Origin of the sequence: Duganella margarita, assembly GCF_009857535.1 — a bacterium.
Classification (GTDB): Bacteria; Pseudomonadota; Gammaproteobacteria; order Burkholderiales; family Burkholderiaceae_D; genus Rugamonas; species Rugamonas margarita.
This window is the reverse complement of record NZ_WWCS01000025.1, coordinates 59,742-71,525: the sequence shown is the minus strand read 5'-3', so window position 1 is coordinate 71,525 and position 11,784 is coordinate 59,742. Positions and strand designations below refer to the sequence as shown.

Sequence of the window (11,784 nt, the reverse complement as noted above, 5' to 3'; positions counted from 1 at the left end):
CCGCAGCTGACGCTGCGCCGGCAGGGCGCGCAGGCGACGCTGACCTTGGCCGGCGAGTGGCACGCGGCGCAACTGGCGCCGCTGCGCGCCGCGCTGACCGAGAGCACGGCCACGCCGTCCGACATTGTGCTCGAGCTGGACCAGGTCAGCGGTCTCGATAGCGCCACGCTGGGCCTGTTGCTGCTGCTGTTTGGTCACCAGTCGCGCCTGCAACGCGGCTTCCGCATCGCGTCGCTGTCCGACGCCGCCCGCCGCGACCTCGACCTGGCCTGTGTCAACTATCTGTTACAGCCGCTTTCCACTTCCACATCCTGAGGTCAATCATGAATATTCTCGTTACCGGCGGCGCCGGCTATATCGGTTCGCATGTCTGTGTGGAATTGCTGCGCAGCGGCCACCAGGTGGTGGTGCTGGACGATCTGTCGAACGCCGAGGCCAGCGTGATCGGCCGCATCGAGCAGATCAGCGGCGCCGCCGTGGTGTTCGTCGAGGCCGACCTGCGCGACCGCGCCGTGCTGCGCCAGCTGTTCGCCGCACACGCGATCGATGCCGTGATCCATTTCGCCGGCCTCAAGGCGGTGGGCGAATCGGTGGCCGAACCGCTGCGCTATTACGACGTCAACGTCTACGGCAGCATCGTGCTGTTCGAGGAGATGGCGGCGGCCGGCGTCAAGCAACTGATCTTCAGTTCCTCGGCCACCGTGTACGGCGATCCCGACCAGGTGCCGATCGACGAGAGCGCGCCACTGCGCACCACCAATCCCTACGGCGCCTCCAAGCTGATGATCGAGAACATCCTGCGCGACGTGGTCAAGGCCGATCCGTCGTGGCAGGTGGCCTTGCTGCGTTACTTCAACCCGGTCGGTGCGCATGAAAGCGGCTTGATCGGCGAGAACCCGCGCGGCATTCCCAACAATCTGCTGCCGTTTATTGCCCAGGTGGCGGAGGGCCGCCGCGCCCGCCTGGCAGTGTTCGGCAACGATTACCCGACCGTGGACGGCACCGGCATGCGCGACTACATCCATGTGGTCGACCTGGCGCTGGGCCACGTCAAGGCGCTGGAGCGCCTGCAGCGCGACGGCAGCCTGCTGACCTGCAATCTCGGCACCGGCGCCGCCACCAGCGTGCTGCAGATGGTGGACGCGTTCGCGCGCGCCAGCGGCCGCCCGATTCCGTACGACATCCTGCCGCGCCGTCCCGGCGACATCGCCGTCTGCTACGCCGCCACCACGCTGGCCGACACCGAGCTGGGCTGGAAGGCCGAGCGCGGCATCGACCAGATGTGCGCCGACGCCTGGCGCTGGCAAAGCAGCTTCCTGGCCTGAGCGCGGCGATGGCGATGCAAGCAATGACGGTGCTGGTGACCGGCGCCGGCGGCTTCCTCGGTCGCGCCGTGGTGGCGGAACTGGCGCGCCAGGGCCACACGGTGCGGGCCGGCGCGCGCCGCCTGCCGGACCCGCACCACTGGCCGGCCGGCGTGCAGCCGGTGCTGTGCGATGTGGATAGCGGCGCCGGCCTGGCCGACGCTACCGCCGGCGCCGATGCCGTGATTCACCTGGCCGCCGCCATGGGCGCCAGCGCCCAGCAGCAGGAACAGGTGGCGGTGGAGGGCACGCGCCTTTTGCTGACGGTGATGGCGCCGTCCAGCCGGTTGCTGCTGGCCAGCAGCTTTGCGGTGTACGACTGGCAGCGTGTCGGCGAGGTGCTCGACGAACATAGCCCGCTGCTGGCTGACGACGACGCCCCCGATGTCGATCCCTATGCGCGCGCCAAGCTGCGCCAGGAACGCCTGGCGCGCGCGCTGTGCGCCGAGCGCGAAATTGGCCTGACCGTGTTGCGGCCGGCGCTGATCTGGTCCGAGCAGCGCCGCGACCTGTCCTGCCTCGGCCCGGGCAACGCCCGCATGCGGCTGGTGCTGGCGCCGGGCCGGCCGCTGCGCCTGACTCAGGTGGACAGCTGCGCCTCGGCCTTCGCCGCCGCGCTCGATCCGCGCGCGGTCGGCCACACCTTTAATGTTGACGACGCCAGCGGCGTCACCGCCTGGGAATTTGCGGCCGCCAGCGGCGTGCGCCTGCGCCTGCCGTTGCCGCTGGGTTTGTTCAAGCCGGTGGCGGCACTGGCCGCCGCGCTGCTGACGCCGCTGGTCGGCGCGGCCCGGCTGCCCGGACTGCTGGCGCCGGCGCGGCTGGCGGCGCGTTTCCATCCAGCGCGCGCCGGGCACGCCGCCTTGCAGCAGCTGCTTGGCTGGCAGCCGCCGGCCGCCGCCACCCGTTTCCACTAACCCGGTTTTCTTCATGCATATCGCCTATATCACCAGTGTTTACGCGCGCGCCAGCGACACCTTTATCCGCAACGAAGTGCTGGCGCTGCGCCAGCGCGGCCACACCGTGGACACCTTCTCGATCCGCCGCGCCGAGGCCGAGCAGGAGGTCGACCAGGAAGTGTCGCAGGAGCAGGCCAGCACTGACTACATCCTGCGCCAGTCGCCGCTGACGCTGTTGACGGCGGCGCTGCGCGAGACACTGCGCAGTCCGGGCCGCATGCTGGCCACCGCGCGGCTGGCATGGCGCACCCGCGCGCTGGGCCTGCGCGGTACGCTGCTGCAACTGGCGTATCTGGTCGAGGCAGCCTATCTGGCCGGGCGCCTGCGCGCGCGCGGGGTACAGGTGCTGCACAACCACGTGGCGGAAAATTCGGCCAGCGTGGCGATGCTGGCGTCCTGTCTGTCCGGCGTGCCGTTCAGTATGACGGTCCACGGGCCCGGCATTTTCTACGATCCGCGCAAATGGGCGCTGGCGGAGAAAATCCACCAGTCGGCGTTCACCGTCTGCATCACGCATTTCTGCAAGAGCCAGTGCATGGTGTTTGTGCCGCCGGCCGATATCGCCAAGCTGCATGTGGTGCGGTGCAGTGTGGGCGCGCCGTTCCGCGCGGTCGAGCCCTTGCCGATTCCGGCGGCGCCGCAGCTGGTCTGCATCGGCCGCCTGTGCCCGGAAAAAGGCATGCTGGTGCTGATCGAGGCGGTGGCCCGCTATGTGGCGGGCGGCGGCCGCTGCCAGTTGAACATCGTTGGCGACGGCCCGTCGCGCCAGTTGATGGAGCAGATGATTGCGCGCCACGGCTTGCAGGACAGTGTCCGGCTGCTGGGCTGGCAGGGCAGCACGGTAGTGCGCCAGCAGATCGAACAGAGCCGCGCGCTGATCCTGCCGAGCTTTGCCGAGGGGTTGCCGATCGTGGTGATGGAGGCGCTGGCGCTGGGCCGGCCGGTGATTTCGTCGCGCGTCAATGGCATTCCCGAACTGGTGGTCAGCGGCCACAACGGCTGGCTGACGACGCCGTCGGCGGTGGACGAACTGGTCGCCGTGCTGGCCGAGGCCTGCACCGCCACCCCGGCGGCGTTGCAGCAGATGGGCCGGCACGGCGTCGACGACGTGCGCCGCCTGCACCACCTGGACACCGAAATCGACAAGCTGGAAGCCTTGCTGGCCAGCGCGGTGCGCTAGCCAGCCGGCGCCTCAGGCGCGCGCTGCCTTCAGGTGCTCGGCCAGCCGCAGCGCCAGCGCGACGATGGTCAGTGTCGGATTGGCGTGGCTGCTGGTCGGCAGCACCGCCGAACTGGCGATATACAGATTGGGTACGCCGAACACCGCGCAGTTGACATCGACCACGCCATCGCGCGGGCTGTGCGCCATGCGCGTGGTGCCGATATGGTGGCCGCCCAGCGGCACCGAGGCGGCGATGCGTTCCCGCAGGGTGTCGGTATCGAGTTGCAGGCGCGCGCCGGACTTGTTGTGCAGCGTGTCGCGCAGCAGCAGAAAGCCGCGCTCGGTGGCGTCGATATCGTCGTCGCTGATGCGCCAGTCGACGCGGACGCGGCGCATGCCGTGGCGGTCGGCGTCATCGCCGAGCGTGATGCGGCTGGACGCCAGCGGCGTTTGCTCGCAGTTGAATTCGAGCGGGTAGCTGCCGTCGGCATTGGCCACCAGCGTGTAGGGCAGCTTGCGCTGCGCCAGCTTGCGCTGGAACAGCCACTCAGCGCCGAACTGCGCCAGTTGCGGCAGGCCGGTAGCGACATTTTTCCAGTGCAGCAGCGCCGGCGAGCTGGGCGCGCCCTGGCTGTTGTGCTGCAGAATCGCCCGGTATTCCGGGATCAGGATCGACTTGGCGAGGAAGATGGTCGACATCACGGCGCTGCCGTGGCTGGCGTCGGAATACTCGGGGAAGTGGAAGCGGAAGGCGCTGTTCAGCAGGCGGTGGCGGCGTTGCGCTTCGGCGCTGAACTGCAGCTTGCGGCGGCTGTAGACGCCGTCCACGGTCTTCTCGAACTTGAACGGAATCGGTTCGCTGGCGGTGACCTTGCCCAGCACGTTTTCGAAGTGGCAGGCATAGTAGCGGCCGACCAGGTCGTTGGCGTTGCCCAGTTGCCGGCCGCCGCGCGCCGCGTGCAGCAGCAGGCGCGGCACTTCGATGCCGCCGGTGGCCAGCACGAACTGGCGCGCCGTCACCGGCAGGCGGCGGCCGCCGCTGTCGGCCAGCGTCAGCGCGCTCAGGCGATCATCGCCGTCTTCCTTGAGCAGATCGACGCAGCGCGCGTTCAGCACCACCGTGACGTTGGCCGAGTCCTGCAGTTTTTTGCGGTAGCGCTTGCCGAAATCGGTGGGCAGGCTGTAGCGTTCGATGCGGTCGCTGAGCAGCACATCGTTGGCTTGCAGCGAGCCGATGGTGGGCCGCGCGCCCGGCAGTGCGGTGGTGCTGCTGAAGTCGGCGACGCCGGCGTCGCAGTATGCCATCGCCCGCGGGTAGTAGCGCGCCACGGCCTCGTACGCCAGCGGCCAGCCGCTGTTGGCGATGTAGTCGCGGGCTTCGAAATCGATCGGATCGTAGGGCACGCAGCGGCCGCCCCAGATGCCGGTGGTGCCGCCGAACGTGGCGCGGCGGAACTGGGTGGTGGGGGGGTGCGGGGCGTTGGCCTGGCCGGCGTAGTCGTCGTCCAGCGCCGCATCGGGCGCGTAGCCGCCTGATTCCAGCAACAGCACGCGCAGGCCGCTGCCGTCCAGTTCACATGCCAGGGTAATGCCGGCGGCGCCGGCGCCGACGATGCAGATGTCGGCGCTGAGCGCTTGCTGGGACTCGATCTCGGTGGCTGAAATGATCATGCCGCCGCCTTTGCTGATGTCATGGACTCTCTCTTGAAGTGTGGGCGCCGTCGGCGCATTGGCATAAGGATAACAGAGCGCGGCGGGCCGGGCCAGGCAACGGTGTGGGCGCTGTTTGTTGCATTGCAATAGCATGCGCTTTCGCTGCGTGTGGTGCAACTGTGCCGGCCCGCGGCTTGTGACGTGAAAGCAACGGCTGTTGCCGCTAGCGGAAACTTATCACAGGGATCACGTTTTTCATTTATCGTAGCGGTTGGTCATGAGGTGGCTGTTAAATTGATATAATGTCATCTGTTTTCGTTGGCTTTACTGCTATAGTTGCACGGGAATTATGTTACTTTTGCAATGCCTGAGGGTGTGGATGCTGCGCAGCAGCACGTTGATTGCGTTTAACTAAGAAAGAAGGAATGACGATGAAGGCGATGATTTTAGCTGCAGGCAAGGGAACCCGGGTGCGTCCGCTGACCTATGATTTGCCGAAGCCGATGATACCGATCCTGGGCAAGCCGGTGATGGCTTATATTATTGAGCACCTGGCCAAGTACGGCATCAATGAAATCATGGTCAACGTCAGCTATCTGCACGAAAAGATCGAGGACTATTTCGGCGAGGGCGACCAGTACGGGGTGCAGATCGGTTATTCGTTTGAAGGCTATACCCGCGATGATGGCGAGGTGGTGGCGCAGGCGCTGGGCTCGGCGGGCGGCATGAAAAAGATCCAGGAGTTCGGCGGTTTCTTTGACGACACCACGATCGTGCTGTGCGGCGACGCTGTCATCAATCTGGACATCAAGTCGGCGCTGTTCGAGCACCGCCGCAAGGGCGCGTTGGCCACCGTGGTGTGCCGCGAGGTGCCATGGGAAAAAGTTTCCAGCTACGGCGTCGTGGTCAGCGAGCCGGACGGACGGATCAAGCAGTTCCAGGAAAAACCGAGCCGCGAAGAAGCGCTGTCGAATTTCGTCAGCACCGGCATCTATATTTTTGAGCCAGAAGTGCTCGATCTGATCCCGGCCGATACCGTGTTCGACATCGGTTCGCAACTGTTCCCGTTGCTGGCGGAGAAAGGCCTGCCGTTCTACGCGCAGAAGCGCAGCTTCAGCTGGATTGACATCGGCAGCGTCACCGATTATTGGGAAGTCTCGCAAAGCGTGATGATGGGCGAGGTGGCCCACATGGACATGCCGGGCCTGCAACACAGCGACGGTCTGTGGGTCGGCCTGAATACCCGCATCGACTGGGAGGGCACCACTATCGAAGGCCCGGTGTACATCGGTTCCGGCTGCAAGATCGAGGCTGGCTCAACCATCATCGGCCCGACCTGGATCGGCCATGGCAGCCACGTTTGCGCCGGGGCGCGGATTGTCCGCAGCGTGTTGTTTGAATATACGCGTGTGTTACACGATGTAAACTTTGAGGAAATGATTGTGTTCAAAGAGTACAGTGTCAACCGCGCAGGCGAGATGAAGCACATCTCCGAATATGCGCGTGACGAATGGACCAACGCGCGCGATCGTCGTAACAAGCGCCGCACTGAAACCGTCAGTGAGGCAAGCAAAAAAGAGGAAGTGGTATGAAAATTTATCCCGTGATCTTGTCCGGCGGCGCCGGTACCCGTCTGTGGCCGTTGTCGCGCGCGGCATTGCCCAAGCAGTTGCTGCCGCTGGTGTCGGACCTGACCATGTTGCAAGAAACGGTGGCGCGCGTGGCCGCCTGGCCGGACATGGCGCCGCCGCTGATTGTCTGCGGCAATGAACACCGCTTCCTGGTGGCCGAACAGATGCGTGAAAGCAAGGTCGCGCCGCTCGGCATCCTGCTGGAGTCGGTAGGGCGCAACACGGCGCCGGCCGTGGCCGCCGCCGCCCTGTATCTGCAGGCAATCGATCCCGAGGCGGTGATGCTGGTGCTGCCGGCCGATCACGTGATCACTGACGCCGCGGCCTTCCAGCGCGCGGTGCGGAGCGCGGTCGAGCTGGTGCGCGAAGGCGCGCTGGCCACCTTCGGCGTGGTGCCGACCGGTCCGGAAACCGGCTACGGCTATATCCGCCGTGGCGAGGCCAACGGCGCCGGCTACCGGGTCGACCGCTTTGTCGAAAAACCGGACCGCGCCACCGCCGAGTCGTTCCTGGCGGATGGTTCTTATTACTGGAACAGCGGCATGTTCCTGTTCCAGGCCGGCCGCTATCTGAGCGAACTGGCAAGCTTCCAGCCGGAAATGGCCGCCGCTGCCGAGCGCGCAGTCAGCCTGGCTTACCGCGACATGGACTTCTGCCGCCTCGACGAGGCCGCATTTAGCGCCTGTCCGGCCGATTCGATCGACTATGCGGTGATGGAGCACACCCGCCACGCAGTGGTGATTCCGGCCGACATAGGCTGGAGCGACGTCGGCTCGTGGTCGGCGCTGTGGGAAGTGTCGCCGCGCGACGAGGCCGGCAACAGCCAGCGTGGCGACGTCTACCTCGATGGCGTCAGCAACAGCCTGGTGCGCGCCGATAGCCGCATCGTGGCGCTGATCGGCGTGCAGGATCTGGTGGTGGTAGAGACTGCCGACGCGGTGCTGGTGGCCCACAAGGACCAGGTGCAGCGCGTCAAGCAGATCGTCGACCACCTGAAGACCTCCGATCGTACCGAGCACCTGTACCACACGCGCGTATATCGTCCATGGGGCTCGTACGAGGGCATCGACCACGGCGAGCGCTTCCAGGTCAAGCGCATCACGGTCAATCCGGGCGGCAAGCTGTCGTTGCAGATGCACCATCACCGCGCCGAGCACTGGGTGGTGGTCAGCGGCACCGCCCGCGTGACCTGCGGCGAGACGGTCACGCTACTGTCGGAAAACCAGTCGACCTATATTCCGATCGGCATGAATCACCGCCTGGAAAATCCGGGCAAATTGCCGTTGCACCTGATCGAGGTGCAATCGGGCAGTTACCTCGGAGAGGACGATATCGTGCGGTTTGAGGACGTGTACCAGCGCGCTTGATGGTTTTTTGCGCAAAAGTTGCCAATACGAACTTTTTTGTTGCAGGAAAACAAAGTCAAATATTTTTATGACAATCAACGAGAGTTTTATGATACTATTATTTCTAGTAGATTATTACCCACCGAAATCGTTGCTCTCTCCTACGGATAAAACATGAAAAAATTCACCAAAGTACTGTTAGTTGCTTCCCTGCTGGCTGGCGCCGGCTTCTCGCAATCGGCACTGGCTGCCAGCAAACCGATCCCAGTATCGAGCGGCAACCTGGCCGCGACGTCGGCCCCGCTGGCCACCGAGTCGGACGGCAACGGCGGTTTCAATTCCAGTTTTGGCAATACCTTTGCTAAATACATCAATGGCGTCAGCGGTGCGACCACCCTGAACAAGGTATTCAACGATTCCTATACCTTCTCGGTCGGCGGCCCGTCCGAGACCTCGGGTACCGTGTCGGCTTCGTACACCACCACCCAGGACGTGTATATCTCGGCATTCGACATCTACACCACCGCAGGCGTGCTGGCAGTGCATGGCACCAGCGAGCTGGTATCGAATGGCACCAGCAAGAATGACTTCTGGTCGCTGCCAGAAGGCGCGCTGCTGAGCGCCGGTAGCTACTACCTGAAAGTCACCGGTCAGGTGCTGGGCACCGACGGCGGCTACTACGGTGGCGGTCTGAGCGTAACCTCCGCTGTGCCGGAAGCCGAAACCACCGCCATGCTGCTGGCTGGCCTGGGCCTGGTCGGTTTCGTCGGTCGTCGCAAAGCCGCCAAGAAAGCCGCTTAAGGCCTAGCCTTCCGCAGCTTGCTGGTTAAAAAGCCGTTCGGTGCAAACTGAACGGCTTTTTTCGTGTTGCTGCAGCGCAATGGTGACGTGAAGCCGCTTATAATGGGGGACCTCCGCCATTTCTTGACCTGCTTTGGGACTTCGCCGTGCGCTATTCTGCCATTGTTCTGTTTTGCGTCGCCTGCCTGGCTCATGCTGCCGTCGCGGCGGCTCCGCTCACGGCCAGCCAGCTTGCCGTGGTGGTCAATGATGAGGAGCCCAGCAGCGTGGCCATCGGCGCCTGGTATCGCGAAGCGCGCCAGGTGCCGGAAAAAAACGTCGTCCATGTCCGCATCCCGCGCCATCCGCGCCGCCTGAGCGCGGAAGAGTTTGCGCCGCTGCGCAAGCAGATCCTGTGGCAACTGGGGCCGGAGATCCGCGCGGTACTGATGGTGTGGACTGCGCCCTACGCAGTAGAGTGCCACTCGATCACCTCGGCGCTGACGCTGGGCTACGATGCCGACCAATGCGGCATGGGGTGCAACCCTGGCAAGCAGAGTCCCTTCTTTGATAACGACAATCCGCCCGCCGGCGGCGATCCGCGTATGTTGATCAGCATGCTCCTGCCGACTGAGTCGCTGGAACAAGCCAAGGCCCTGATCGCCCGCGGCGTGGCTGCGCATTATTTTTCTTTCCCCGCCGCCACGGCGTATTACCTGAATACGTCGGACCGGGCGCGCAGCACGCGGGCGCAGTATTTCCCGCCCAGTGGCCGCGTGACAACGCGTGAACTCACCATCAAGACCATGAATGCCGATGTGCTTGAAGGTGCGCAGGACATCATGATTTACCAGACCGGCCTGCAGCGCGTCAGCAAGCTCGAAACCCTGAAATTCCTCCCGGGCGCGCTGGCCGACCATTTGACCTCGGCCGGCGGCGATCTGCTCGGCAATTTCCAGATGAGCAGCTTGCGCTGGCTGGAGGCCGGTGCGACCGCCAGCTATGGCGCGGTGTCCGAACCCTGCAACTACTGGCAGAAATTCCCGCAGCCGACCGTGCTGCTCAAGCACTACTTGCGCGGCGACACCGCCATCGAGGCCTACTGGAAGAGCGTGGCGTGGCCGGCGCAAGGCGTGTTCATTGGCGAGCCGCTGGCGGCGCCGTATCGCCGCTGATCGCGGCCTGGTCCGTGCTTAGCGGGCGATACGCTTGAAGTCGCGCAGGCGGAAGCCCATGGCCAGCAGGGCGGCGAAATACACCACCGCGCACACGCCGATCAGCAGCAGCAGGGCGCCAGCGCGCAACACCGCGTGGTGCTGCAAGCCCAGCCAGTCAATCTGCTGCGCACCCCACCATGCGGCGCCAGCCATCAGCGCACAGGCGACCAGCAGTTTGGCGCAAAACACGGTCCAACCCGGCGCTGGATGATAGATGCCGCGCTTGCGCAGGCCAGCGTACAGGAAGGCAGCGTTGAGGCAGGCGCCCAGGCCGATCGACAGTGCCAGGCCGGCGACCTGCAGATACGGCACAAACAGCCAGTTCATCAACTGGGTGGCGATCAACACGCCGATGGCGATGCGCACCGGGGTGCGGATGTCCTGCTGGGCGTAGAAGGCCGGCGCCAGCGTTTTGACCAGGATGATGCCCAGCAGGCCGGCGCAGTAGGCGATCAGCGGGCGCGCCGACTGGGCGGCGGCTTCATCGGTGAATTTACCGTAGTGGAACAGCGTGGCGATCATGGGCTCGGCCAGCACCGCCATGCCCACCGCCGCCGGCAAGGCCAGCAGGAAGGTCAGGCGCAGGCCCCAGTCCAGCAGGCCGGAGTATTCGGTCTGGTCGCCATCGGCCTGCGCCTTGGACAGGCTGGGCAGCAAAATTGTGCCCAGTGCCACGCCCAGCAGGGCGGTCGGAAACTCCATCAGGCGGTCGGCATACGACAGCCAGGAAATGCTGCCTTCCGCCAGGCGGGAGGCGATGCTGGTGTTGATCATCAGGCTGATTTGCGCGGCCGAGACGGCAAATACCGCCGGCCCCATTTTTTTCAGGACGCGGCGCACGCCCGGATCGCTCAGGCCGGCCACCGGATTCCACGACAGCGCCGGCAGCATGCCGATTTTGACCAGCGCAGGAATCTGGATCGCCACCTGCAGCACGCCGCCGACAAACACCGCGATCGCCATGGCGTAGATGGGGCGTTCCAGGTGCTGTTGCAGGAACAGCGAGGCCAGGATCGATGCCAGGTTCAGCAGCACCGGCGTAAAGGCCGGAATCTTGAATTCGCGCCAGGTGTTGAGCACGCCGCCGGCCAGCGCCACAAACGCCATGAAGCTAATGTAAGGGAACATCACGCGCGTCATCCAGACCGCCGCGTCGAACTCTTCCAGGCCGCTGGCGATCAGGTAGATGAACACCGGCGCGGCGATGATGCCGAGGATGGTGACCAGCAGCGTCGCCCAGACCAGCGTGTTGCCGACATGGTCGACCAGTTTCTTGCTGGCCTCCGGTCCCTGTTTGTTCTTGTATTCCGACAGGATCGGCACAAAGGCTTGCGAGAACGCGCCCTCGGCAAACAGGCGGCGCAGCAGGTTGGGAATCCGGAAAGCGACGATGTAGGCATCGGTCATGCCGCCGGCGCCAAAGGCGCGGGCGATCAGGGTTTCACGCAGGAGGCCGGTAATCCGGGACAGCATTGTCATGCTGGAAATGGCGGAGAGGGTGCGGAGTAAGTTCATGGGACGTGATTATAGTTGCTCCTGCTGGTAAACATCGCTATAATCACAGGCTGTACAAAATTCTGTTGCGCAGACATTAATGTTTGGCAAGCAGTAGTTTGACTCACACGGTTCGCTCTGATGGCAACCTTGGACGCACCTGTTTGCCAAACATTAA

Annotated in this window: 10 protein-coding genes; 8 read left to right on the top strand and 2 right to left on the bottom strand. The window is 64.5% G+C overall.

The genetic code is table 11. The features are described from left to right. The 4 genes from GTP55_RS26120 to GTP55_RS26105 all read left to right on the top strand — a co-directional run. Window positions 1–315 (top strand): STAS domain-containing protein (locus GTP55_RS26120; RefSeq protein WP_161047716.1); only part of this gene is annotated, 315 nt, incomplete at its 5' end. 8 nt (window positions 316–323) lie between these two features. Continuing rightward, window positions 324–1,325, top strand: a complete 1,002-nt coding sequence (galE, locus tag GTP55_RS26115; RefSeq protein ID WP_161047715.1) for a UDP-glucose 4-epimerase GalE — start codon at window positions 324–326, stop codon at window positions 1,323–1,325. A gap of 8 nt (window positions 1,326–1,333) precedes the next feature. Then, window positions 1,334–2,281: an NAD-dependent epimerase/dehydratase family protein gene (locus GTP55_RS26110; RefSeq protein ID WP_161047714.1), complete on the top strand. Its 948-nt coding sequence runs from the start codon at window positions 1,334–1,336 to the stop codon at window positions 2,279–2,281. 13 nt (window positions 2,282–2,294) lie between these two features. After that, complete coding sequence (locus GTP55_RS26105) at window positions 2,295–3,503, top strand: glycosyltransferase family 4 protein (RefSeq protein WP_161047713.1); 1,209 nt, start codon at window positions 2,295–2,297, stop codon at window positions 3,501–3,503. A gap of 12 nt (window positions 3,504–3,515) precedes the next feature. Here GTP55_RS26105 and GTP55_RS26100 read toward each other — a convergent pair whose 3' ends face one another. Next, window positions 3,516–5,156 carry a GMC oxidoreductase gene (locus GTP55_RS26100; RefSeq protein WP_161047712.1) on the bottom strand — a complete coding sequence of 547 codons (1,641 nt, stop codon included), beginning with the start codon at window positions 5,154–5,156 and terminating at the stop codon, window positions 3,516–3,518. A gap of 413 nt (window positions 5,157–5,569) precedes the next feature. On the opposite strand from GTP55_RS26100, the gene GTP55_RS26095 reads away from it, so the two are divergent. The 4 genes from GTP55_RS26095 (at window position 5,570) to GTP55_RS26080 (ending at window position 10,070) form a co-directional block, all read left to right on the top strand. Next, window positions 5,570–6,730 carry a nucleotidyltransferase family protein gene (locus tag GTP55_RS26095; protein ID WP_161047711.1) on the top strand — a complete coding sequence of 387 codons (1,161 nt, stop codon included), beginning with the start codon at window positions 5,570–5,572 and terminating at the stop codon, window positions 6,728–6,730. Continuing rightward, on the top strand, window positions 6,727–8,136 hold the full coding sequence (locus tag GTP55_RS26090) for a mannose-1-phosphate guanylyltransferase/mannose-6-phosphate isomerase (protein ID WP_161047710.1): 1,410 nt from the start codon (window positions 6,727–6,729) through the stop codon (window positions 8,134–8,136). The genes GTP55_RS26095 and GTP55_RS26090 overlap by 4 nt, the downstream gene beginning before the upstream one ends. A gap of 153 nt (window positions 8,137–8,289) precedes the next feature. Beyond that, window positions 8,290–8,916 (top strand): FxDxF family PEP-CTERM protein, encoded by a 627-nt coding sequence (locus GTP55_RS26085; protein WP_161047709.1) that lies wholly within the window; start codon window positions 8,290–8,292, stop codon window positions 8,914–8,916. A 146-nt stretch (window positions 8,917–9,062) separates the two neighbouring features. Next, window positions 9,063–10,070 carry a TIGR03790 family protein gene (locus tag GTP55_RS26080; protein ID WP_161047708.1) on the top strand — a complete coding sequence of 336 codons (1,008 nt, stop codon included), beginning with the start codon at window positions 9,063–9,065 and terminating at the stop codon, window positions 10,068–10,070. A gap of 18 nt (window positions 10,071–10,088) precedes the next feature. On the opposite strand, the gene murJ is transcribed toward GTP55_RS26080, so the two are convergent. Continuing rightward, window positions 10,089–11,627, bottom strand: a complete 1,539-nt coding sequence (murJ, locus tag GTP55_RS26075; protein ID WP_161047707.1) for a murein biosynthesis integral membrane protein MurJ — start codon at window positions 11,625–11,627, stop codon at window positions 10,089–10,091. Window positions 11,628–11,784: the final 157 nt, after the last annotated feature.

Bases quoted from the DNA above. Each gene is read 5' to 3' on its own strand.
- galE (WP_161047715.1), top strand. From the start codon at position 324: ATGAATATTCTCGTTACCGGCGGCGCCGGCTATATCGGTTCGCATGTC.
- GTP55_RS26110 (WP_161047714.1), top strand. From the start codon at position 1,334: ATGGCGATGCAAGCAATGACGGTGCTGGTGACCGGCGCCGGCGGCTTC.
- GTP55_RS26105 (WP_161047713.1), top strand. From the start codon at position 2,295: ATGCATATCGCCTATATCACCAGTGTTTACGCGCGCGCCAGCGACACC.
- GTP55_RS26100 (WP_161047712.1), bottom strand. From the start codon at position 5,156: ATGATCATTTCAGCCACCGAGATCGAGTCCCAGCAAGCGCTCAGCGCC.
- GTP55_RS26095 (WP_161047711.1), top strand. From the start codon at position 5,570: ATGAAGGCGATGATTTTAGCTGCAGGCAAGGGAACCCGGGTGCGTCCG.
- GTP55_RS26090 (WP_161047710.1), top strand. From the start codon at position 6,727: ATGAAAATTTATCCCGTGATCTTGTCCGGCGGCGCCGGTACCCGTCTG.
- GTP55_RS26085 (WP_161047709.1), top strand. From the start codon at position 8,290: ATGAAAAAATTCACCAAAGTACTGTTAGTTGCTTCCCTGCTGGCTGGC.
- murJ (WP_161047707.1), bottom strand. From the start codon at position 11,627: ATGAACTTACTCCGCACCCTCTCCGCCATTTCCAGCATGACAATGCTG.